Source organism: Nocardioides nematodiphilus, from assembly GCF_020216525.1.
Classification (GTDB): Bacteria; Actinomycetota; Actinomycetes; order Propionibacteriales; family Nocardioidaceae; genus Nocardioides; species Nocardioides nematodiphilus.
The window spans coordinates 182,641-204,378 of the sequence record NZ_JAIWOY010000007.1; the positions used below are offsets into that span (position 1 = coordinate 182,641).

General features: G+C 72.3%; 19 protein-coding genes and 1 riboswitch. Of the genes, 6 read left to right on the forward strand and 13 right to left on the reverse strand.

Annotated elements, in window-relative coordinates; translation table 11 throughout:
- Position 1: 1 nt before the first annotated feature.
- The 7 genes from KSO98_RS13195 to KSO98_RS13225 all read right to left on the reverse strand — a co-directional run bounded on the left by KSO98_RS13195 (position 2) and on the right by KSO98_RS13225 (position 7,586).
- The gene (locus KSO98_RS13195; protein WP_225286077.1) at positions 2-1,336 is read right to left on the reverse strand and encodes a M20/M25/M40 family metallo-hydrolase; all 1,335 of its coding nucleotides are present in this window, start codon (positions 1,334-1,336) and stop codon (positions 2-4) included.
- A 20-nt stretch (positions 1,337-1,356) separates the two neighbouring features.
- A complete protein-coding gene (locus KSO98_RS13200; RefSeq protein WP_225286111.1) occupies positions 1,357-3,009 on the reverse strand; it encodes a SulP family inorganic anion transporter in 1,653 nt (550 codons plus the stop codon).
- 64 nt (positions 3,010-3,073) lie between these two features.
- Complete coding sequence (gene ybaK / locus KSO98_RS13205; protein ID WP_225286078.1) at positions 3,074-3,565, reverse strand: Cys-tRNA(Pro) deacylase; 492 nt, start codon at positions 3,563-3,565, stop codon at positions 3,074-3,076.
- Positions 3,566-3,640: 75 nt separating this feature from the next.
- A complete protein-coding gene (locus KSO98_RS13210) occupies positions 3,641-5,725 on the reverse strand; it encodes a beta-propeller domain-containing protein (RefSeq protein WP_225286079.1) in 2,085 nt (694 codons plus the stop codon).
- Entirely contained in the window at positions 5,722-6,237 is a 516-nt protein-coding gene (locus tag KSO98_RS13215) for a SigE family RNA polymerase sigma factor (protein ID WP_225286080.1), read from the reverse strand. The genes KSO98_RS13210 and KSO98_RS13215 overlap by 4 nt, the downstream gene beginning before the upstream one ends.
- Before the next feature lie 106 nt (positions 6,238-6,343).
- Positions 6,344-6,928 carry a class I SAM-dependent methyltransferase gene (locus KSO98_RS13220; RefSeq protein WP_225286081.1) on the reverse strand — a complete coding sequence of 195 codons (585 nt, stop codon included), beginning with the start codon at positions 6,926-6,928 and terminating at the stop codon, positions 6,344-6,346.
- Positions 6,929-6,956: 28 nt separating this feature from the next.
- Positions 6,957-7,586, reverse strand: coding sequence for a LysE family translocator (locus KSO98_RS13225; RefSeq protein WP_225286082.1), 630 nt, complete (start codon positions 7,584-7,586; stop codon positions 6,957-6,959).
- Between the two features lie 82 nt (positions 7,587-7,668).
- Here KSO98_RS13225 and KSO98_RS13230 point away from each other — a divergent pair, with 82 nt between their 5' ends.
- Both KSO98_RS13230 and KSO98_RS13235 read left to right on the forward strand, forming a co-directional pair.
- Positions 7,669-8,124 carry an Lrp/AsnC family transcriptional regulator gene (locus KSO98_RS13230; protein WP_225286083.1) on the forward strand — a complete coding sequence of 152 codons (456 nt, stop codon included), beginning with the start codon at positions 7,669-7,671 and terminating at the stop codon, positions 8,122-8,124.
- Between the two features lie 113 nt (positions 8,125-8,237).
- Complete coding sequence (locus KSO98_RS13235; RefSeq protein WP_225286084.1) at positions 8,238-8,630, forward strand: cupin domain-containing protein; 393 nt, start codon at positions 8,238-8,240, stop codon at positions 8,628-8,630.
- Positions 8,631-8,664: 34 nt separating this feature from the next.
- Here the strand turns inward: KSO98_RS13235 and arr are convergent, their stop codons facing one another.
- Together arr and KSO98_RS13245 are read right to left on the reverse strand one after the other, a co-directional pair.
- Positions 8,665-9,099 (reverse strand): NAD(+)--rifampin ADP-ribosyltransferase, encoded by a 435-nt coding sequence (arr, locus tag KSO98_RS13240; protein ID WP_225286085.1) that lies wholly within the window; start codon positions 9,097-9,099, stop codon positions 8,665-8,667.
- A 10-nt stretch (positions 9,100-9,109) separates the two neighbouring features.
- Positions 9,110-9,973, reverse strand: coding sequence for a cation diffusion facilitator family transporter (locus KSO98_RS13245; protein ID WP_263642769.1), 864 nt, complete (start codon positions 9,971-9,973; stop codon positions 9,110-9,112).
- 82 nt (positions 9,974-10,055) lie between these two features.
- Positions 10,056-10,188: riboswitch (cobalamin riboswitch) on the forward strand.
- Positions 10,189-10,226: 38 nt separating this feature from the next.
- Here KSO98_RS13245 and KSO98_RS13250 point away from each other — a divergent pair.
- From KSO98_RS13250 to KSO98_RS13265, 4 genes are read left to right on the forward strand one after another with little or no spacing between them, the layout of a single operon-like run.
- A complete protein-coding gene (locus tag KSO98_RS13250; protein ID WP_225286113.1) occupies positions 10,227-13,841 on the forward strand; it encodes a cobaltochelatase subunit CobN in 3,615 nt (1,204 codons plus the stop codon).
- Positions 13,838-14,554 carry a precorrin-6A synthase (deacetylating) gene (gene cobF, locus KSO98_RS13255; RefSeq protein ID WP_225286087.1) on the forward strand — a complete coding sequence of 239 codons (717 nt, stop codon included), beginning with the start codon at positions 13,838-13,840 and terminating at the stop codon, positions 14,552-14,554. Before KSO98_RS13250 ends, cobF begins: the two co-directional genes overlap by 4 nt.
- On the forward strand, positions 14,551-15,978 hold the full coding sequence (locus KSO98_RS13260; protein WP_225286088.1) for a cobyric acid synthase: 1,428 nt from the start codon (positions 14,551-14,553) through the stop codon (positions 15,976-15,978). Before cobF ends, KSO98_RS13260 begins: the two co-directional genes overlap by 4 nt.
- Entirely contained in the window at positions 15,975-16,700 is a 726-nt protein-coding gene (locus KSO98_RS13265; RefSeq protein WP_225286089.1) for a cobalt-precorrin-6A reductase, read from the forward strand. Before KSO98_RS13260 ends, KSO98_RS13265 begins: the two co-directional genes overlap by 4 nt.
- A 4-nt stretch (positions 16,701-16,704) precedes the next feature.
- Here the strand turns inward: KSO98_RS13265 and nicT are convergent, their stop codons facing one another.
- The 4 genes from nicT to cobO are packed head-to-tail and all read right to left on the reverse strand — an operon-like array spanning position 16,705 to position 21,738.
- Complete coding sequence (gene nicT, locus KSO98_RS13270; RefSeq protein ID WP_225286090.1) at positions 16,705-17,760, reverse strand: Nickel transporter NicT; 1,056 nt, start codon at positions 17,758-17,760, stop codon at positions 16,705-16,707.
- A complete protein-coding gene (locus tag KSO98_RS13275; RefSeq protein ID WP_225286091.1) occupies positions 17,757-18,704 on the reverse strand; it encodes a cobalamin biosynthesis protein in 948 nt (315 codons plus the stop codon). Before KSO98_RS13275 ends, nicT begins: the two co-directional genes overlap by 4 nt.
- On the reverse strand, positions 18,701-21,130 hold the full coding sequence (gene cobBC, locus KSO98_RS13280) for a bifunctional hydrogenobyrinic acid a,c-diamide synthase/histidinol phosphate aminotransferase CobBC (RefSeq protein WP_225286092.1): 2,430 nt from the start codon (positions 21,128-21,130) through the stop codon (positions 18,701-18,703). Before cobBC ends, KSO98_RS13275 begins: the two co-directional genes overlap by 4 nt.
- Positions 21,124-21,738 (reverse strand): cob(I)yrinic acid a,c-diamide adenosyltransferase, encoded by a 615-nt coding sequence (gene cobO, locus KSO98_RS13285; RefSeq protein WP_225286093.1) that lies wholly within the window; start codon positions 21,736-21,738, stop codon positions 21,124-21,126. Before cobO ends, cobBC begins: the two co-directional genes overlap by 7 nt.

Below are 21,738 nucleotides of genomic sequence, written 5' to 3' on the forward strand. Positions count from 1 at the left end.
GCTAGGCGCTGGGCCGCCGGCCCGTCTCGTCGAGGAACCGGTCCAGCACCCGGGCACCGAACTGCAGGCCGTCCACCGGCACGCGCTCGTCCACGCCGTGGAAGAGCCCGGTGAAGTCCAGGTCGTCCGGCAGCCGCAGCGGCGCGAAGCCGTACGTGCGGATGCCGAGCTTGGTGAAGTGCTTGGCGTCGGTGCCGGCGGACATGAGGTACGGCGCGACCGCCGCACCGGGGTCCTCCGCGAGCAGCGAGCGTGAGATCGCGTCGACCAGGTCGCCCTTGTACGGGCTCTCCCACGACCGCTGGTTGGAGATGAAGTCGATGTCGACGCCCTCGCCGCACAGGCGGGCCAGCTCGGCGAAGAACTCGTCCTCGTGCCCCGGGAGGAAGCGACCGTCGATGTGCGCGCTCGCCTCGGTCGGGATGACGTTCACCTTGTAGCCCGCACCGAGCATCGTCGGGTTGGTGACGTGGCGCAGGGTCGCGCCGATCATCCGGGCGGCGGGGCCGAACTCCTCGATCAGCGACTCCGCGTTCTCCGGGGTCGCCTCGGTGCCGACGAGCTCGGCGACCGCGGCGAGCAGGGTCTGCATCGTCGGGGTGAGCTGCACCGGCCACTCGTGGGCGCCGATCCGCGCGACCGCGTTGGCGAGCCGGGTGACCGCGTTGTCCCGGTTGATCATGGAGCCGTGCCCGGCGGTTCCGCGGGCGGTCAGCCGCATCCAGGCCATCCCCTTCTCGGCGGCCTCGATGAGGTAGAGCCGGCGGCCGCGGATGGTGGTGGAGAAGCCGCCGACCTCGCCGATCGCGTCGCTGACGCCGTCGAACTCCTCAGGCATCTCCTCGATCAGCTTCTGGGCGCCGAGGTGCCCTCCGGCCTCCTCGTCGGCGGTGAGGGCGAGCACGATCCGGCGGGTGGGCGTACGGCCGGCGCGCTGGCGTGCCCGCACGACACTGAGCACCATCGCGTCGAAGTCCTTCATGTCGACCGCTCCACGGCCCCAGACGTAGTCGTCGCGGAGCTCGCCGGAGAACGGGTCGACCTGCCAGTCCGAGGCCTCGGCCGGGACGACGTCGAGGTGGCCGTGGATCAGCAGCGCGGGTTCGTCGCTCGACGTGTCGCCCCACTGGGCGACCAGGGAGGTGCGCCCGGGAGCGGACTCGTGCAGGCGCGAGCTGATGCCGACCTCGTCGAGGAGGCCGGCGACGTACTCGGCCGCCTTGCGCTCACCGGGCCCGGAGGCGTCGCCGTAGTTGGAGGTGTCGATCCGGATGAGGTCGCGACAGATCTCGACGACCTCCGCGTCGACTGCGTGGCCTGGTTCCAGCTCGCCCATGCCCCCGACGCTACAGGCCCTCAGTGGACGTGGTCCTGCTGCCAGGCGCGGAAGGCGTCGACCGCGGTCGGCAGGGTCGGGAAGATCCGGTCGGCGCCAATCCGGTCGAGGAAGCCGGTCGGCTGCAGGCGCCGGCGCAGGTCGTCCTTCATCCGGGCCAGTCCCATCTCGACGCCGTGCTCGGCCAGATCGAGGCGGACCTCCTCGAGGATGTCCGCGGCGGTGACGTCGATGCGGCTGATGGCCTCCATGTTGATCACCATCCACTCGGCGTCCGGGTAGTCGTCCAGCGCGGCGTGCGTCCGGCTGCGGAAGTCCTCGGCGTTGGCGAAGAAGAGCGGCGAGTCGTACCGGAAGACGATCAGGCCGGGGATCGGCTCGGCGTCGTCGTAGTCGTCGACGTCGTGCATCCCGGCGAGACCCGGGACCAGGCCGAGGACCGCGTGGTGCGGGCGCGCCACGCGGCGCAGCAGGTCCAGGACGGAGAGCCCGATCGCGACCAGGATGCCCTCGAGGACGCCGATGGTGAGCACGCTGATCGTGGTGGCGATGACGAGCACGAACTCGGAGTGGCGGAACCGCCAGAAGCGGACCATCTCGGGCACGTCGACGAGTCGGACGGCGGCGTAGACGACGACTGCGGCCAGCGCCGCGGTCGGGAACGCCTCCAGCACCGGGCGGGCGAAGAACACGGCTGCTGCGGTGGCCACCAGCGTGACCACGCCGGTCAGTTGAGATCTGCCGCCGACCGCGTGCGCGATCGCCGTACGCGAGCCGCTGCTGCTGACCGGGAAGCCCTGCATCACGGCCGCACCGAGGTTGGAGGCGCCGAGGGCGAGCAGCTCCTGCTTGGCGTCGGGGCGGTCGTCGTCGGCGAAGGCGCGGGCGGTGAGGATCGTGTCGGTGAAGGTGACGAAGGCGATCGCCAGGGCGGGGCCGGTGAGGCTCCACCACTCGCCGGCGGCCAGCGCCGGGAGGTGGAGGTCCGGCAGCCCGCGGGCGATGTGGCCGACGGTCTCGACGCCGTGGTCGGGCAGGTGGAGGGCGGCGGAGACGGCCGTCGCCGCCAGCATGCCGGCGAGCGCGACCGGGGCCTTGGGCCACAGCCAGCTGGTGATGAGCAACGCCGCGACCAGCGAGAGCGACAGCATCGCCGTCGGCGCGTGGGTCTCCCCCATGTGCCGCATCGCGTACCAGAACTCCCGGACGAACCCGTCGGCGTGGATCGGGAAGCCGAGCAGGTCGTCGAGCTGTGAGACGACCATGACGCCGGCGATGCCGGCCATGTAGCCGACCAGGATCGGCTTGGAGAGCAGCTCGGCCACCGCCGCCAGCCGTAAGGCCCAGCCCAGCACGCAGAAGAGCGCCACCAGCAGACCCAGCGCGATCGCCGTGCCCGGGCGGTCGTGCGCGGCCACCGAGCCGAGCGTGGTCGCCGTCATCAGGGACGCCGTCGACTCCGGGCCCATCGAGAGCAGCCGGGAGCCACCGATCAGCGCGTAGCCGAACAGGGCGCCGAGAGCGGCCCACAGGCCGACCTGCGCCGGGAGCCGGGCCAGCTCGGCGTTCGCCATCACCTGCGGGATGAGGTACGCGGCCACGGTCAGGCCGGCCAGCACGTCCCCGCACAGCCAGCTCCGCTGATAGCGGCGCGTCCAGGCGAGGATCGGCATCTGCACGATCCGCACCCTAGGCGACGAGGGGCCCCGAGCGCGGAGCGCGAACGGCACGAGACGGTCAGGTGGTGGCGATCGGAGCGCTGATCGCGCGGGTGACCGCGATCAGGTCGGCCGGGGCGAGCTCGACCTGCAGGCCGCGCTTGCCGGCGCTGACGAACACGGTGTCGTACGCCAGCGCGCTCTCGTCGACCACCGTCGGCAGGGGCGTGCGCTGCCCGATCGGCGAGATGCCGCCCAGGACGTAGCCCGAGCTGCGCTGCGCGGCGGCGGGATCGGCCATCTCGGCCTTCTTCGCCCCGGCCGCACGGGCGAGCGCCTTGAGATCGAGCTGGTGGGCCACCGGGACGACGGCGACGGTCAGTCGGCCGGCGACGTCGGCCACCAGGGTCTTGAAGATCCGGTTGCGGTCGACGCCGAGCTGCTCGGCGGCCTCGTCGCCGTACGCGGTGTTCTCGTCCGCGTGCTCGTAGGGATGGACGGTGAACGTCATGCCCGCCTTGCTCAGCGCGACGGTCGCCGGGGTGCCGGAGGAGGTCTTCTGCTTCGCCACGGGCAGAGCATCCCATGCCTGGACCCTCCCCATCGGCTCACCGGCGGCGCTAGCCTCCGAAGGCCGAGAAGGCGGTCAGATCTCCAGGAAGGAGACGCGGTCGCCGGCCATCAGCACGACCTTGCCGTTCGGGAGCTCCATCGTCCGGACGACCATGTCGTACCGCCGGCCCTCGAGGGGGGTCAGTTTCTGGGCGAGGGTCGAGCCGTCCACCGTGTACACGCCCAGCAGCATGGAGTCGTTGCGGGTGCGGAAGGTCGTGATGGCGGTGTGGCGGTCCGGGAGCCAGGTGAAGGCGTGGGTGTCGTCGGCGGCGACCGGCCAGGTCCACTGCCGGAGGCTGTCGACGGCGACCTGCTTGACGTCGGTCAGGTCGCGGATGTCGAAGAGCCCGACCTGCGCCTTCTCCTGCTCGCCGCTCGAGGAGAAGGCGACCTCCTGGCCGATGCCGAGGAGCTGGCCGTCGCCGAGCGGGTGGAAGTAGGAGGAGAACCCCGGGATGTGCAGCGCGCCCAGCAGCTTCGGGTGCTCCGGGTCGCCGAGGTCGACGGTGAACAGCGGGTCGGTCTCACGGGCGGTGGACAGGATCGCGAGGTCGTCGAACCAGCGCGCCGCGGTCAGGGTCTCGTCCACGCCGAGGCCGTCGAGGCGCCCGATCTCGGTGAGCTTGGCGCCCTCGGGCCGCAACGTGACGACCGAGCTCTGCTGCCTGCCCTGATGGCCGGACCGCGTCATCGACGTCGTCGCGACACGCAGGACGCCACCGGCCTCGTCCATCGACCAGCGGTCGGCGATCGAGCCCTCCAGGGTGCCGGTGGCGACATGCGTGGCGCTGGTGCCGGCGAGGTCGAACTGGAAGATCGTCGTCTTCCCGTCACCGCCGTACGGCATCCCACCCACGACCTTCCCCGCCACGTCGTCGACCGTCCCGCCCAGGGGTCGGACGCAGTCGATGCAGCCGCCGAGTCCACCGGTGGTGAGGTAGAGGTGGTCGGCGGACTCGTACGAGATGCTCGTGGTGCCGGCGATCCCGATAGCCGCCGGCTCGGTGGGGGTTGCGGTGGAGAAGCCGACGACGCTCTCGGTCCCGAGTGAGACGCCGTCCGGTGGCATCGCGACGTGGTCGCAGGCGAGCAGCGGCCGGCTGCCGGAGCCGTCGTCGACGCGCGGGAGCCAGTCGTCGAGGGTGGTCTCCTTGACGATTGCACGGTTGCGCTCGAGCGCCTCCTTCGGGCTGAGATCGCCCTTCCTCGCGTCGTGGGGGTAGACGAACGGCAGCTCCGGCAGGCCGTCGGCGAGCACCAGGTGCACGTCGCTGCCCTGCAGGCGTGCGGTGTCGAGGCCGCCGGAGTAGCGCACCTGGGAGGTGATCGCCGGGTGCTGCGGGTCGGCGAGCGACACCGTGTCGACCCGGGTGCCGGACCCGTCGCGATTGCCCGCACGGAGCGTGTCCGTCCCCAGCGCGACCAGGGTGGCGCCGTCGAGCAGCAGCTCGGGGGCGCTCAGGTGCGGCAGGTCGAGGGAGGCGTCGAGACGGACCTGATCGCCGGAGACGTCATAGACCTTGATGGTGTTCTCGCGGGTGGCGCGGACGAGCAGGGTGCCGTTGGTCTTGACCAGGTCCGGCTCGTCGACGCCCGCCTCCTGGTTGTTGGTCCCGGAGGGGTCGTTGGCGACGCCCCCGATGGACGCGCCGTCCGCGCTCGCCGCCTGCCCTGCGGCCGCCATCGGTGCCTTCAGCGAGCTGGTCCCACGGAGCTCGTCGTACGCGCCGAAGCCGCCCCAGTTCCACCCGTACGCGCCGACCTGCTGCCGCGCCCGGTCCTGGTAGCTCGCGAGCAGCTGCGCGCACGAGTCGGCGGGCTTGAGCGACGCCTGGAAGGCGCTGTGCCGCAGCTCGGGCGAGACGACCCCGTTCGCCGCCGAGTCACCACCGGCGCCGCCGTCAGCGGTCGAGGCACTCCCGCCGCCGCCGTCCCCGACGTGGCCGCCGAGCACGAAGCCGGAGGCCACCGCCGCGGCGGTCGCCCCGACCAGCAGGGGCCGTACGAGATGACGACGGCGGCGGGCGCGTGCCTCGGCGCGAGCCGCGCGCAGGAGCTCGGCGACGGGCGGCCTGCCCTCCGGGTAGCTCTCCCAGAGCTCCTCGAGATCGGTCATGACGTGCCTCCGGTGACATCCGCGAGATGGTGGCTGGCGCTGAGCTTGGCCAGGGCACGGGAGAGTCGGCTCTTCACCGTGCCGGCGGGCAGTCCGAGGACCGACGCCGTCTGGGCCTCGCTCAGCTGGACGAAGTAGCGCAGCACGACGACGTCGCGCTGCTCCTTGCTGAGGGTGCCGAGCGCCCGGTGGACCGCGTCGGCGATGGCTGCGGCCTCGGTGCCGTCGGCGACCGGCAGATCGCCGCGCGCCTCGTCGACGGGGGTGTGCGAGCGTCTGCGGTACCAGGACGTACGCCGCTCGGAGCGCAGCGTGTTGAGCAGCATCCGGAAGACGTAGCCCTCACGATCGTCGGCGCGCGCCACCAGGTCCCACTTGCGGTAGCACGTCAGCAGCGTGGCCTGGACGAGGTCCTCGGCCTCGTGCGGCCTGGCGCCGAGGAAGACGGCTGCCTTCAGCAGTGCCGACCAGCGTTCGGTCACGAACGCGGCGTACTCCGCCTCATCCACCATCCCGCTCGCTCCCCCGGTCACTGCGCGGGCAGCACGTCTGCCTCGGCTGACAGTACGACGCGGCGGGACCCGTGTTCGGTTCCCAGCCCGAGGGACCTCTTCGCGGCTAGGGGCGGGTGGCCTCGAAGCGCATCACGTGCCCGATGGCCGTCGAGGCGACCGCGACGCCGGTGAATCCCGCATCGCGCAGGGCGACCCGCAGCTCCACCGACCCGATCATGCTCACCGGTGAGCCGTCGACGCGATGCACCAGCCGCGCAGCGAGCGAGTCGGTGAGGTCGTACCCGACGAGCCGCCCGCCGGGACGCAGCACCCGCAGCGCCTCGGTCAGCGCCGGACGCCAGTCCACGACGTGGTGGAGCATGAGGTACGAGGTGACGACGTCGAAGGTCGCGTCCGCGAACGGCAGCGCGGTGACGTCGGCCTGCTCGACGCTGACCTGCGCGAGCGAGGCCAGACGCCTGCGCGCGGCCGCGACCATGACCGGGTCGATGTCGGTCACGGTGAGTCGCAGATCCGGGAAGCGGTCGATCACACCGGCCGCCATCGCGCCGGTGCCGCCGCCGATCTCCAGGACGTCGCCGTGCAGGTCGTCGCCCGACAGGGCCCAGGGCAGCACGACCCGCTCAGCGAAGGCGCACCACGGCAGGCTCCGGCAGAACGTGCGCTCGACGACCGACATCACGGGCATGCGCCGACCGTAGCCGACGGCGGCGCCGCTAGCCGAGAGCGACGACGACGCGCTCGGCGAGCAGGGAGACGCCGACCAGGATCATCGCAGTGCCGGCGATACGCGTGACGAGGCCCGCGATGCTGGGCCGGGCGCGCAGGACGCGCTCCATCACGACGCCCATCGGCAGGTAGAACGAGCCGGCGAGGAGCACGAAGACGGTGCCGAGCAGCGCGAGCTGGGCCGGCAGCGGCCAGGTGTCCTGGGCGTGCGCGAACTGGGGCAGGATCGAGACGAAGATCAGCACGCCCTTGGGGTTCAGGCCGCTGACCGCGATGCCGCGGGTGAAGGTGCCGCGCGGGGACACGGTGAGCACCTCGCCGGCGCCGAAGGCGGCCGTACGGGCGGCGCGCAGGGTGCCGATGCCGAGCCGGATCAGGTAGAGCGCACCGGCCACGGTGAGGACCATCAGGGCGATCGGCTGAGCGGCGATGAGACCGCCGACACCGACGGAGACGACCAGCGTGATGAGGACGTAGCCGACCATCAGGCCACCGACGGCCGGCACCAGGACGCGGTCGCGGGCACCGACGCCGAGGACGTAGGCCCAGTCCGGACCGGGCACGGCGATCATGGTCAGAGCGATCGCTGCGAAGCCGAGGACGGCCGACATCTCCATGGGCGGAAATGTACGAGGAATTCCGCGCAATGTGCTTCGCGTCTGATCGCCATTTGCACGATCCAGTGGAAGGATTGCTCGCATGGACGCACTTGACCGGGAGATTCTCTCTCTGATGCAGGAGGACGGCCGGTTGAGCGTCACCGACCTCGCCTCGCAGGTCGGGCTGAGCCTCTCGGCCTGTCACCGCCGGCTCAAGGAGCTGGAGACCACCGGCGCCATCCAGCGCTACCGCGCCGTGATCTCCCCGAAGGCCGTCGGGCTCGACTTCGAGACCATCGTCTTCATCACCTTGGACCGCTCCGACGTGCACGCGATCGGGGAGTTCGAGGAGGCGGTGACGAAGCTGCCCAACGTGGTCGAGGCCGAGCGGCTCTTCGGTGAGCCGGACTTCATGATCCGGGTGCTGACCAGGGACCTGGCCGGCTACCAGGAGCTCTACGACCGCGCGCTCAGCCACCTGCCGGGCGCCAAGCGGCTCACCTCGACGATCGTGATGAAGCGGATCGGCCCGGAGCGGACCGTTCCCGTGCGCTGAGGGCCAGCGTCGTCGACCGGCCCGCGCGCGACGCCGGTCCTCGCGGCACAGGCGACACTGGCGGCCGCGGCGCGCACCGGCGCACAGTAGGGGTCCACCACCAGGAGGCTCCGATGAGCGCTGACCAGGTCGTACCCGAGACGCAGGGCGTCTCGTCATCGCTGCTGGGGGTGATCGACCTCGGCGCGGAGATCCCCTCGATGGCCGGCTACCAGCTGCGCACCCGGCTCTTCATCTTCGCCCCGGGCGCGGTCTTCGGCCCGCTGCACGACCACGTCGGACGCCCCGGGACGGTCTACGTGCTGAGCGGCACCATCACCGACCATCGCGACGGCGTCGCTCGCGACTACGGTCCCGGCCTGGGCTGGCCCGAGGACCACGCCACCACGCACTGGCTGGAAAACCGCGGTACGGAGCCCGCCGTCGAGGTCTCGGTCGACGTGGTCCGCGCCCCGGAGGGTGCCGGCGCGGGACAGATCCCGCAGGTGCACGATCGAGCAGGGTGAGAGCACACCTGCGGCCAGATGGCCGCTGCCCTGATCAGTCGTAGATGACGGCCTCACCACGGGCCCGCAGGGCGGCCAGGCCGTCGTGCATCGCCCGGAGCCGCTCCGGGTCGTGGCCGGTCCAGTCGGTGATCTCTCCGACGACGCGCAGCGGCTCGCGACTGCGGTAGGAGCGCGTGGGGTTCCCCGGGAGCTTCTTGTCGGTGACGTTGGGGTCGTCCTCGAACTCCCCCGTCGGCTCGACGAGGTAGATCCGGCCCGGGCCCTCGCCCTGGGCGAGCTCGGCTCCCCACACCGCGGCGTCGAGGGTCTCGGTGAAGTAGATGTAGTTCATCAGCCGGCCGGCCTCGTAGTTGGACTCGCGGCCCGCGACGAGCAGGTCGCCGACCGCCAGCGCGGCCTTCGTGCCGTGCAGATAGGCACCCTCGCGGTAGATCTCGAACGGGATCGGCGCGCGTGTCTCACTCACCTCGGGGACTCTAGCCGTGCGCACCGTGCTCGTGCTCGGTGTGGCTGGCCTGCTCGAACTGGAAGGTGGAGTGCTCGACGTCGAAGTGCCCGCCCAGGCACTCCTGCAGCTCGTCGAGCAGACGCGGGGTGTGGCCGTCGAGGAAGCACTCGTCGTCGACCACCACGTGTGCCGAGAGCGCCAGCATGCCCGACGTGATCGTCCAGGCGTGTAGGTCGTGCACGTCGCGGACGTGGTCGACGCCGAGCAGGTGGGCGCGGACCTGCGCCAGGTCGACGCCGCCGGGCGCACCCTCGAGCAGGATCTTGCCGGAGTCGCGCAGCAATCCCCACGCGGCCCGCACCATCAGCGCCACCACGATCAGCGAGGCGACCGAGTCGGCCTTCGACCAGCCCGTCGTCAGGATCACGATGGCGGCGATGACCGTGCCGATGAACCCGTAGAGGTCGGTGAGGATGTGCTGGTAGGCGCCTTCGATGTTGAGGCTGGCACGGCTGGCGCGCGCGATCAGCCATGCGGCGGCGACGTTGACCACGCAGCCGGCGAGCGCGACGACGAGCACGGGCACGCCGGCCACGTCGGGGTGCGTGGAGACCATCCGCCGGATCGCCTCCACCAGCACGATCCCGGAGACCACCAGCATGGTGATGCCGTTGCCGGCGGCCGCGACGATCTCGGCCCGCTTCAGGCCGTACGTCCACCGCTCGCTCACCGGACGCGCCGACAGGGTCATCGCCCACAGCGCCACCGCGATGGCGCCGGCGTCGGTGAGCATGTGGCCGGCGTCGGAGAGCAGCGCCAGCGAGTCGGCGATGAACGCCACCACCACCTCGCCGGCCATGAAGGCCAGCATCAGGATCAAGGCGGCGACCAGATAGCCACGGCGGGCGTCGCTGCCGACGGCGTGCGTGTGTCCGTGTGCGTGCCCCTGGTGATCCACGCGCCCATCCTCCCGTACTGTTCGTGATGCCTGTGGTGCAGGAACCCGGTGAGAGTCCGGGGCGGTTCCGCCACTGTGTCCTTCCCTGAGCCCGATCTTCTGGGCCCAGCGTGAGGCAGCCAGACACTGGCCGCAGGTGAATCCGACCGATCAACGGGGCGAGAACCCCGAGGAGGAGCCGCTGCCCATGCGGATCGCGCTGCTGTCCACGTCCGACACCGACCTGCTCTCGGCCCGCGCCAGCGGCGCTGACTGGGTCTGGGCCAATCCGACCCGGCGCGACGGTGTGCCCGAAGCCGACCTGGTGGTCGTGCGCTTCCTCGGCTCGCCGCACGACCTGCCGGTCGACCTGAGCGGCGTCACGGCGCCCGTGGTGGTGCTCGGCGGTGAGCAGCAGCCCAGCGCCGACCTGATGGAGCTCTCGACCGTCCCGATGGGCGTCGCCGCCGAGGCGCACCGCTATCTCGCCGAGGGCGGCCCGGCCAACCTGGCACAGCTGCACGCGTTCCTGTCCGACACGGTGCTGCTCACCGGGGAGGGCTTCGAGCCGCCCGCCGAGCTCCCGGCCTGGGGCTTCGCCTCGCGACCGGGTGGCCTCGAGGCTCGCACCTCGACCACCGGGGAGTCCCCTGCGCCTCTGCGCGTCGGCGTGCTCTACTACCGCGCCCATGAGGCCAGCGGGAACACGGCGTTCGCGCACGCCCTCGCCGACGCGATCGACGCGGTGGGTGGGGGCGGCCAGGCCGTCGGCGTGCCGATCTTCGCCGGCTCGCTGCGCTCAGCGCCTGACGACCTCTACGAGGCGCTCGGCAGCCTGGACGTGCTGATCGTCACCGTGCTGGCCGCTGGCGGCTCGGTGCCGGCCACGGCGGGCGCCGGTGAGGACGACGAGGCGTGGGACGTCGAGCGGATGGCCGCCCTCGACATCCCCGTCCTGCAGGGTCTCGCGCTGACCAGCAGCCGCGAGGAGTGGGAGGCCTCCGACGACGGCGTCACGCCTCTGGACTACGCCAACCAGATCGCGATCCCGGAGTTCGACGGCCGGATCAGCACCGCGCCGTTCTCCTTCAAGGAGATCGACGAGCAGGGCCTCCCGCACTACGCCGCCGACCCCGAGCGGTGCGCCCGCGTGGCCGCCATCGCGGTCAACCACGCCCGGCTGCGGCACGTGCCGAACGCCGAGAAGCGCCTCGCGCTGGTGCTCTCGGCCTACCCGACCAAGCACGCCCGGATCGGCAACGCGGTCGGCCTCGACACTCCCGTCTCCGCGATCCGGCTGCTGCGCAGGCTGCGCGACGAGGGCTACGACCTCGGCACGCCCGAGGCGAACCCCGTGCTTCCGCTCCTCGACCTCGACGACGACACCGCAGCCGGGGACGCGTTGATCCACGCGCTCATCGCGGCGGGCGGCCAGGACGAGGAGTGGCTGACGTCGGCCGACCTGACCGACGCGCACGTACGGGTCACGCCGGAGCAGTACGCCGCCTGGACCGCGGACCTGCCCGCCGAGCTGCGGGCGTCGATGACCGAGGCGTGGGGCGAGGCGCCGGGCTCGCTCTTCGTCAACGACGCCGGTGAGCTGGTCATCGCCACCCTCCGCGTCGGCAACGTCGTGATCATGATCCAGCCGCCGCGCGGCTTCGGGGAGAACCCGGTCGCGATCTACCACGACCCGGACCTGCCGGTCACCCATCACTACCTGGCCGCGTACCGCTGGCTCGGCAGCGCTGTCGAGGACGGGGGCTTCGGGGCGAACGCCGTCGTCCACCTGGGCAAGCACGGCTCGTTGGAGTGGCTGCCAGGCAAGAACGCCGCCCTCTCCGCCGCCTGCGGGCCGGATGCGGCGCTCGGCAGCCTGCCGCTGATCTATCCGTTCCTGGTCAACGACCCCGGCGAGGGCGCCCAGGCCAAGCGCCGCGCGCACGCCACCATCGTCGACCACCTGGTGCCGCCGATGGCGCGCGCGGAGTCCTACGGAGACATCGCGCGGCTCGAGGCGCTGCTGGAGGAGTACGACAAGATCGCGACGATGGACCCGGCCAAGCTGCCGGCGATCCGCGGCGAGATCTGGCAGCTGATGCATGCCGCCGAGCTGCACCGCGACCTCGGCCTGGAGGAGCGCCCGGACGACGAGGAGTTCGACGACTTCCTGCTCCACGTCGACGGCTGGCTGTGCGAGATCAAGGACGCCCAGATCCGCGACGGCCTGCACGTCCTCGGCGCCGCGCCCGAGGGCGAGGCGCGGGTGAACCTGGTGCTCTCGATCCTGCGGGCCGGGCAGGTCTGGGGCGGCGTGGGCAACGCCGTGCCCGGGTTGCGGACCGCGCTGGGGCTGAGCGAGGGCGCCGCCACCACCGAGGTCGACGCCGTCGAGCACCAGGCGCGCACGCTCGTCGAGGCGATGGAGAAGGCGGACTGGGATCCCGGCGTCGTCGACACGCTCCACCACTCCCCTGAGGTCCGCAGCGTCCTCACCTTCGCCACGACCCAGGTCGTCCCGCGGCTCGCCCGGACGACCGACGAGCTGGATGCCGTCCTGCATGCGCTGGCGGGCGGCTACGTCCCCGCCGGGCCCTCGGGCTCTCCGCTGCGCGGGTTGGTCAACGTGCTCCCCACGGGGCGCAACTTCTACACCGTCGACCCGCGCGCGGTGCCGTCGCGGTTGGCGTGGCAGACCGGCCAGGCGATGGCCGACTCGCTCATCCAGCGCTACCTCGAGGAGACCGGCTCCTACCCCGAGTCCGTCGGGCTCTCCGTCTGGGGCACGTCGGCCATGCGGACCTCCGGCGACGACATCGCCGAGGTGCTCGCGCTGCTCGGCGTGCGACCGGAGTGGGACGCCCAGTCACGCCGCGTCGCCCGCCTCGAGGTGATCCCGCTGGACGAGCTCGACCGGCCACGGATCGACGTGATCGTACGGATCTCCGGCTTCTTCCGCGACGCCTTCCCGCACGTGGTCGCCATGCTCGACGACGCGGTGCGGATGGTGTCCGAGCTGGACGAGCCGGCCGACCGGAACTTCGTCCGCGCCCACACGCGGGCCGACCTGGCCGAGCACGGCGACGAGCGCCGCGCGACTACGCGCATCTTCGGCTCGAAGCCGGGGTCCTACGGCGCCGGCATCCTGCAGGTGATCGAAGCGGGCAACTGGCGCGGCGACGAGGACCTCGCCGAGGTCTACACGGCCTGGGGCGGCTTCGCGTACGGACGTGGCCTGGACGGTGCTCCGGCCGCGGACGACATGCGGACCAACTACCGGCGGATCAAGGTCGCGGCCAAGAACGTCGACTCGGTCGAGCACGACATCGCCGACTCCGACGACTACTTCCAGTACCACGGCGGCATGGTCGCGACGGTCCGGGCGCTGACCGGCGCGGACCCGAAGGCGTACGTCGGCGACTCGACGTCACCGGACGCGATCCGCACCCGCACCCTGGCCGAGGAGACCGCCCGCGTCTTCCGGGCGCGGGTGGTCAACCCGCGCTGGATCTCGGCGATGCAGCGGCACGGCTACAAGGGCGCCTTCGAGCTCGCCGCCACCGTCGACTACCTCTTCGGCTTCGACGCCACCGCGGGCGTGGTGCACGACTGGATGTACGACAAGCTCGCCCACGAGTACGTCCTCGACGAGACCAACCAGGAGTTCCTCAAGCGGTCGAACCCGTGGGCGCTGCGCGGCATCGTCGAACGGCTCAGCGAGGCCGCCGAGCGCGGTCTGTGGGCCGAGCCGGACGCGGACGTGATCGCGGCGATGCAGCAGGTCTACCTCGACGTCGAAGGCGACCTCGAGGATCAGGCGTGATCCGGATCCTGGGCATCGGGATGGGCCCGCAGCACGTCACTCCCGAGGTCGCCGAGGCGCTGCGCGGCTGTGACTACGTCGTCGCCGCGGCCAAGAGTGACGACGACCCCCTGCTCGCGGTCCGGCGCCGCGTCTGCGAGGCGTACGGCGTGGAGCTCGTCGTGGTCCCGGACCCGGAGCGTGACCGCGATCCGGCGGGCGACGCCGGGTACGTGACCGCCGTGCGCGACTGGCACGCCGCCCGCGTCGCCGCCTACCGGGCGGTGCTGGAGGAGCGACGCGGCACCGCGGGGTTCCTGGTGTGGGGCGACCCCTCGCTCTACGACTCGACGATCCGGGTCGTCTCGCAGCTCACCGACGACTACGACGTCCTGCCCGGGATCAGCGCACCGCAGCTGCTCGCCGCGCGACATCGCATCGTGCTGCACCCTGTCGGACAGCCGATCCACGTCACCACCGCCCGCCGGCTGCGCGACGACGTCGCGACCGGCCAGCGCAACCTCGTCGTCATGCTCGGTGCGGACCTCGAGCTCGACGGGCTGGAGGACTGGTCGATCTGGTGGGGCGCCAACCTGGGCGACCCCTCAGAGGAGCTGGTCGCCGGCCGCGTCACCACGGTGCGCGTGGAGATCGACGAGGCTCGCGCGCGGGCGAAGGCGGCCGCCGGCTGGGTGATGGACCTCTACCTGCTGCGTGCGCCGGAGGCGGCGTGAGCGGGCTGCTCGTGGCCGGCACCACCTCCGACGCCGGGAAGTCGGTGCTCACCACCGGACTGTGCCGGGCGTTCGCCCGCCGCGGGGTGAAGGTGGCGCCGTACAAGGCGCAGAACATGTCGAACAACTCGATGGTGGTCGCGGCCGGCGACGGCTTCGCCGAGATCGGGCGGGCGCAATGGGTGCAGGCACTGGCCGCGCGCGCCACCCCCGAGGCGGCGATGAACCCCGTCCTGCTCAAGCCCGGCAGCGACCGGCGCAGCCACGTCGTGCTGATGGGACGACCGGCGGGCGAGGTGTCCTCCTCCGACTGGGAGGCCGGTCGCGCGCACCTGGCGCGGGCGGCGCACGACGCGTACGACGATCTCGCCTCGCGCTACGACGTCATCGTGGCCGAGGGGGCGGGCAGCCCGGCCGAGATCAACCTGCGTGCCGGCGACTACGTGAACATGGGTCTGGCCCGGCACGCTGACCTGCCGACGATCGTCGTCGGCGACATCGACCGCGGCGGCGTCTTCGCCGCCCTGCTCGGCACGGTCGCGCTGCTCGCCCCTGAGGACCAGGCGCTGATCACCGGCTTCGTGATGAACAAGTTCCGCGGCGACCTGGGCCTGCTCACCCCGGGCCTGGAGATGCTGCAACGCGCGACCGGACGACCGACGTACGGCGTCCTGCCCTGGGACCCGTCGCTGTGGCTCGACTCGGAGGACGCGCTCGACCTCGACGGGCGCCGTGCGTCGAGCGCGGGCGCCAAGCGGGTCGCGGTCGTGCGGCTCCCCCGGATCAGCAACTTCACCGACCTCGACGCCCTCGGCCTGGAGCCGGATCTCGACGTCGTCTTCGTCTCCTCGCCGCGCGATCTCGCCGACGCGGACCTGGTCGTGCTGCCCGGCACCCGAGCCACGATCAGCGACCTGGCGTGGCTGCGCTCCCGCGGTCTCGATCGCGCCGTCGTCGCGCACGCCGAGGCCGGCCGGCCGGTGCTGGGGATCTGCGGCGGCTGCCAGATGCTCGGCACCCGCATCGCCGACCCGGACGGGACCGAGGGCGAGGCAGGCGCGGAGGTCCAGGGGCTGGGCCTGCTCCCCCACACCACCGTCTTCGGCGCCGAGAAGGTGCTGCGGCTGGACGAGCGCGGTGGGTACGAGATCCACCACGGCCGCGTCACGGGCACGACCGAGGACGGCCTGGTCGCCGGCACGATGGTCCACGGCCGGCTGGAGGACGACGCCCATCGGGCCGCATTCCTGCGTGAGGCGCTCGGGGTGACCTCGCGCGCCTCCTTCCCGGCCGCCCGCGATGCCCGCCTCGACCGGCTCGGAGACCTGGTCGAGGAGCATCTCGACGTCGATGCGCTGCTCGAGCTGGCGCTGTCCGGTGCGCCTGCCGGCCTGCCGGTGCTCGCTCCCGGCGGCATGCGGTGAGGGTCCTGCTGCTCGGTGGCACCGCCGAGGCCCGGGCACTCGCTGTCCTGCTGGTCGACGCGGGCATCGAGGTGTTGTCGTCGCTCGCCGGACGGGTCGCCGACCCTCGTTTGCCGGTGGGCCCGGTGCGGATCGGCGGCTTCGGCGGCGTGCCGGGCCTGGCCGCCGCGCTCGCGGACCACGACGTGGTCGTGGACGCGACCCATCCGTTCGCCCGAGGCATGTCGGCCAACGCGGTCGCGGCCTGCGCCCGGACGGGGACGCCGCTGCTCCGGCTCGAGCGGCCCGGCTGGACGCCGGATCCGTCGTGGACCTACGTCGACTCGCACGATCAGGCGGCCGAGGCCGCAGCAGAGCTGGGCGAACGACCGCTCATCACGGTGGGCCGCCAGGAGCTGGCGCGCTTCGTACCGGCCCTCGGGCACCTGCCCGCGGTGGCCCGCGTCGTGGACCGACCCGACATCGAGCTGCCGCAGCCCTGGACCCTGCTGACCAGCCGCGGCCCGTACCCGATCGAGAGCGAGCTCGCCCTGATGCGCGAGCACCGCATCGATGTCCTGATCACCAAGGACTCCGGCGGCACCTACACCTGGGGCAAGATGCAGGCGGCCGCCGAGCTCGGGCTCCCGGCCGTCGTCGTCCGTCGTCCGCTGGACGCGAACGCGCCCGAGACGGTCGACGACGTCGACGCCGCGTACGCCTGGGTGCGCGAGCGGCGCTGACCGCTCAGGCCGGCCAGCGCTCCTCGACGCGGGCGAGCTTCCAGTAGCCGAGCGCGGCGGCCCAGACCACCACGAAGATCCCGACGACGATGAAGCCCACGTTGTTGAGGTTGATCTCGCTGATCGGGTCGGTGAACCAGTTCTCCCAGCCGGCGCGGTCGTGCAGCACCGCGATCAGCTCGATCAGGCCGATGAGCAGCGCGACCGCTACCGAGAGTCCGGTGATGGTGAGGTTGTAGTAGACCTTGCGCGCCGGACGCAGGAACGCCCAGTCGTACGCCACGCTCATGAAGAGCCCGTCGAGGCAGTCGAGCAGGCTCATCCCGGCCGCGAACAGCAGCGGCAGGACGATGATCGCGTACCAGGGCACGCCGGTCGCGGCACCGGAGCCGGCCAGCACCAGCAGCGAGACCTCGGTGGCGGTGTCGAAGCCGATGCCGAAGAGCAGGCCGACGGCGAACATCTGCCAGGGGCGCCGGATCGCCCGGGTCGCACCGCTGAGCACCCGGGCCATCAGCCCCCGGCCGTCGAGGTGCGCCTCGAGCTGCGACTCGTCGTACTCGCCGCGGCGCAGGCCGCGCCACACCCGCCAGATGCCGCCGAGCGCAGCGAGGTTGAGCAGCCCGATCAGGACCAGGAAGAGCCCGGAGCTGAGCGTGCCGGCGAGGCTGAGCGTCTCGTGGGTGCGCGAGTCGTCGTCGGAGAGCGTGCTGACGGCGTGGGCGCCGACCGCGACCAGCACGGCGAGCCCGAAGACGGTCGCCGAGTGCCCCATCGCGAACCAGAAGCCGACCGACTTGGGCCGGTGGCCATCCGCGCGGAGCTTGCGGGTGGTGTTGTCGATCGCCGCGATGTGATCGGCGTCGAAGGCGTGCCGCATGCCGTAGGTGTAGGCGGTGACGCCGAGGCCGACGCCGAAGACCTGCCCGCCCAGCGTGTAGTGATGCGGCCCGACCGCGCCGAGCAGGATGCCGAAGCCGACCAGGTGCAGCAGGGCGACCACGCCGAGCAGGCCGGCTGCCTGCAGCCAGTCGCGCCGTTTCCAGGATGAGAGCGTCACGAGCGGATCTCCTCGATGAGAGCGACGGTCGCGGCGAGGACCAGGGCACTGCCCCAGCCGACGCGCCGCGCGAGCCGGGTGCTGCGGGGGATGTCGGACGGCGCGGGTGCGCGGCCGTCACCCATCACCGCCCGCTCCTCGACCCGGGGCGCACCACTGGCTCCGTAGTAGGTGTTGGTGCCGCCGAGACGGACACCGAGGGAGCCGGCGAAGGTCGTCTCGACCACGCCGGCGTTGGGGCTGGGGTGCCGGCGCGCATCGCGCCGCCACGCGCGGAGGGCCGTACGGGCGTCGCCCCCGAGAGCACTCGCCAGCAGACCGGCGAGCCGCGACCCGGGCAGGTTGACCAGGTCGTCGAGGCGCGCGCTGGCCCAGCCGAAGTGCTCGTAGCGGGCGTTGTGGTGCCCGACCATCGCGTCGAGGGTGTTCGCCGCGCGATAGCCGAGCAGGCCCGGGACGCCCGCGACCGCACCCCAGACGAGCGGCGCGACGACGGCGTCGGAGGTGTTCTCCGCGACCGACTCGATCACTGCCCGCGCGACCTGCGACTCGTCGAGAGCGTCGATGTCGCGACCCACGAGATGGGTCAGCCGCTGCCGGGCGGCCGGCAGGTCCGGGCGCGCGAGATGGGCGTGCACGGCGTCGGCCTCGCGCTCGAGGCTGCGCCCGCCGAGCACGGCCCAGGTGGCGATCGCGGTGAGCGTCGTCCGGGCCAGCGGGTGCCGTGCCGTCGTGCGCTCGCACAGGGCGCCGATGGCGACCGCTCCCCCGACCATCGTGGCCGCGTGGACGGCGCCACGGCGGCGGTCGTCGGCGTAGATCGCCCGCTCGTGCGCGGCCGCGATCGTGCCGAAGCCGGCCACTGGATGCAGGCGGCTCGGGTCCCCGAGCCATCGGTCCGCCGCGAAGCCGAGCAGCAGCCCCGTGCTCCGTGCCGCCCTCACCGCGTCGCTCCGGTGGGTGCGACAGCGTCCAGCGCGGTCAGCAGCCTCCGGGTGCGGTCGGGCGGACGTACGGCGATCCGTGCCCAGGTGTCGTCGAGACCGGGGAACGTGTCCGCGCGGCGGACCGCGATGCCGTGGCTCCGCAGCCGCTCGCGGGTGCCGGCACCGAGCCGGGCCAGCACGAAGGATGCCTGCGACCGGATGTGCTCGATGCCCCGCGCGTCGAGCCCACGGGTCAGCTCGGCACGCCAGCGGACGATGGCGTCGGTGCGGGAGCGGGCCTCGTCGGCGGCCTGCCCGCGCAGGCAGGCGACGGTCGCGGCGATCGCCGGCCCGGAGACCGACCACGGTGTCTGCTGGGCGCGGAGGCCGGCGACGACCTGGGGGTCGCCGACGACGTACCCGGCTCGGATGCCGGGGATCGACCAGTGCTTGGTCAGGCTGCGCACAACGACCAGGCCACGGTGCCGCTCGCGCAGCAGCGACGCGGTCTCACCGGCGACGACGTCCATGAACGCCTCGTCGACCAGGACGACCCGCCCGGGTCGCAACAGAGCGGTGATCGTCTCGCGTGGGTGCAGCACGCCGGTGGGGTTGGTCGGGTTGCCGATGACGACCAGGTCCGCCTCGTCGGGCACGGCGGCCGGCTCGATCGCGAACCCGGCCTCGGGCCGGCAGAGCACCTCGGTCACCTTGTGCCCGGCCTGCTCGAGTGCGACCTGGGGCTCGGTGAACTGCGGATGCACCACCACCGGCAGCTGCCAGTCGCGCGATCGGGCGATGAGGGTGAACGCCTCCGCCGCGCCTGCCGTCGGCAGGACCTCGTCGAGGCGGCGGCCGTACCGCTGGGCGATCGCCCGGGCTGCAAGCAGCGCGTCGGGATAGCTGGCGGAGGCGTCGATCGCCTCGTGCAGGACCCGTTCGAGCCATGCCGGCCGGGGGCCGTCGAAGACGTTGACCGCGAAGTCGAGCATCGCCTCACCGGTCTCGGTGTCGCCGTGGTGGCGCAGCGGGTCCCGGAATGCGTCGGTCGGCGCGGTCGCCTCGGGCGCGAACGGCACCCGGCGGTGTGGCGCGGCGGCGTGGACCGCATCGGCGAAGCGTTGCGCGAGCTGCGGAGCCCCGGCCCAGTGGGTGTGGAGGTACGAGGCGTGGAGGGTCGGCGTGGCGAAGCCGACCCGCTCACCGTCGATCTCCCAGGCCGGGCTGCCGTCCGTGTCCGTGGCCGCGCTGGTCTGCGTCTTGTGGAACTCGTGCCCGCTGACCTGCTCGCCCGCGCGGGTGAGCAGCGTGTCGCCGACCGATCTCGCGACCGGGTAGCGCAGCGTCAGGCTGCTCATCGCCGCCTCGATCGGCAGGACGCCGGCCATCGGCACGCCGTCCAGCGAGCGCGCCAGGTAGAGCAGCCCGGCGCACTCGGCGACCGTCGGCACGCCGGCCGCGACCGCTGCCCGCAGGTCGGCGAGCAGTGCCCGGTTGGAGGCGAGCTCGGCGGCGTACACCTCGGGGAAGCCTCCCCCGAGGTAGATCCCCTGAACGCCGGCGGGGAGGGCGGCGTCGACGAGCGGGTCGAAGGCGACGACCTCGCAGCCGGCAGCGACGAGCAGCTCCTCGGTCTCGGCGTAGCGGAACGTGAACGCGCGACCGCCGGCGACGGCCACGACGGAACGGTGCTCGCCGGCGCGCGCCGGTGGGCGTACGTGGTCGGTCGGCTCCCAGGACGCCGACCCCAGAGCGGGCGCACGCTGCGCGAGCGCCTTGATCGCGTCCAGATCGACATGCTGGGCGACCTGTGCGCCGAGGCGCTCGATCGTGGCCGCGGACTGCTCGCGCTCGGCCGCGGGCACCAGCCCGAGGTGGCGCGATGGGGTCGCGAGGTGCGGGTCGCGCGGGATGACCCCGAGGACGGGCAGGCCGCGGATGGAGCGGCGCACCTCCTCGACGTTGCGTGCCGAGCCGGCCTGGTTGAGGATCACGCCGACGACCTCGATCGAGGGGTCGTAGGCAGCGACGCCGGCGACGATCGCTCCTGCCGAGCGCGACATCCGGCCGATGTCGAGGACGAGCACGACGGGCGTACGGGTGAGGCGGGCGACGTGGGCCGTGGAGGAGAAGCCGTCGGTGCCGATCCGGCCGTCGTGCAGCCCCATCACCCCCTCGATGATCGCGATGTCGGCGTCGCGGGCTCCGTGCAGCAGGAGCGGGGTGATCCGCTCCTCGCCGACCAGGTGCGGATCGAGGTTGCGACCCGGGCGCCCGGTCGCGAGCGCGTGGTAGCCGGGGTCGATGTAGTCGGGCCCGATCTTGTGGCCGCTCACAGCCAGGCCGTCGGCGCGCAGCGCTGCCATCAGCCCGGTCGCGACCGTCGTCTTGCCCTGCCCGGTGGAGGGCGCGGCGATCACCAGCCGAGGCAGCCGGGTCACCATTCGATGCCTCGCTGACCCTTCTGGCCGGCGTCCATCGGGTGTTTGATCTTGGTCATCTCGGTGACCAGGTCGGCGACCTCGATGATCTCGGGCGCGACGTTGCGCCCGGTGATGACGACGTGCTGATGCCCGGGGCGGTGCGCGAGGAAGTCGGCGACCTCGGCCGCGTCGATCCAGCCCCACTTCACCGGATAGGCGAACTCGTCGAGGATGTAGAGGTCGTGCTCCTCGGCCAGCATCCGCCGCTTGATCTCGGCCCAGCCGTCGCGCGCGACTTGGGCGTGGTCCTCGTCGTCACCCTTCTTGCGGGACCACGACCAGCCGTCACCCATCTTGTTCCACTGCACCGGGCCGCCCTGGCCGGTCTCCTCGTGGATCCGGTTGAGGGCGACGTACGCGCTCTCCTCGCCGACCTTCCACTTGGCGGACTTCACGAACTGGAAGACCGCGACGTTCCAGCCCTGGTTCCAGCCGCGCAGCCCGAGCCCGAAGGCCGCCGTCGACTTCCCCTTGTTCTCGCCGGTGTGGACGATCAGCAACGGCCGGTTGCGCCGCTGTCGGGTGGTGAGGCCGTCGTCGGGGACGGTGGCCGGGACTCCCTGCGGCAT

Coding starts and splice junctions, on each gene's coding strand:
- cobO (WP_225286093.1), bottom strand. CDS start 21,738: ATGCCGCAGGGAGTCCCGGCCACCGTCCCCGACGACGGCCTCACCACC.
- cobBC (WP_225286092.1), bottom strand. CDS start 21,130: ATGGTGACCCGGCTGCCTCGGCTGGTGATCGCCGCGCCCTCCACCGGG.
- KSO98_RS13225 (WP_225286082.1), bottom strand. CDS start 7,586: ATGGAGATGTCGGCCGTCCTCGGCTTCGCAGCGATCGCTCTGACCATG.
- KSO98_RS13200 (WP_225286111.1), bottom strand. CDS start 3,009: ATGCCGATCCTCGCCTGGACGCGCCGCTATCAGCGGAGCTGGCTGTGC.
- KSO98_RS13210 (WP_225286079.1), bottom strand. CDS start 5,725: ATGACCGATCTCGAGGAGCTCTGGGAGAGCTACCCGGAGGGCAGGCCG.
- KSO98_RS13235 (WP_225286084.1), top strand. CDS start 8,238: ATGAGCGCTGACCAGGTCGTACCCGAGACGCAGGGCGTCTCGTCATCG.
- KSO98_RS13230 (WP_225286083.1), top strand. CDS start 7,669: ATGGACGCACTTGACCGGGAGATTCTCTCTCTGATGCAGGAGGACGGC.
- KSO98_RS13250 (WP_225286113.1), top strand. CDS start 10,227: ATGCGGATCGCGCTGCTGTCCACGTCCGACACCGACCTGCTCTCGGCC.
- KSO98_RS13195 (WP_225286077.1), bottom strand. CDS start 1,336: ATGGGCGAGCTGGAACCAGGCCACGCAGTCGACGCGGAGGTCGTCGAG.
- KSO98_RS13215 (WP_225286080.1), bottom strand. CDS start 6,237: ATGGTGGATGAGGCGGAGTACGCCGCGTTCGTGACCGAACGCTGGTCG.
- KSO98_RS13220 (WP_225286081.1), bottom strand. CDS start 6,928: ATGCCCGTGATGTCGGTCGTCGAGCGCACGTTCTGCCGGAGCCTGCCG.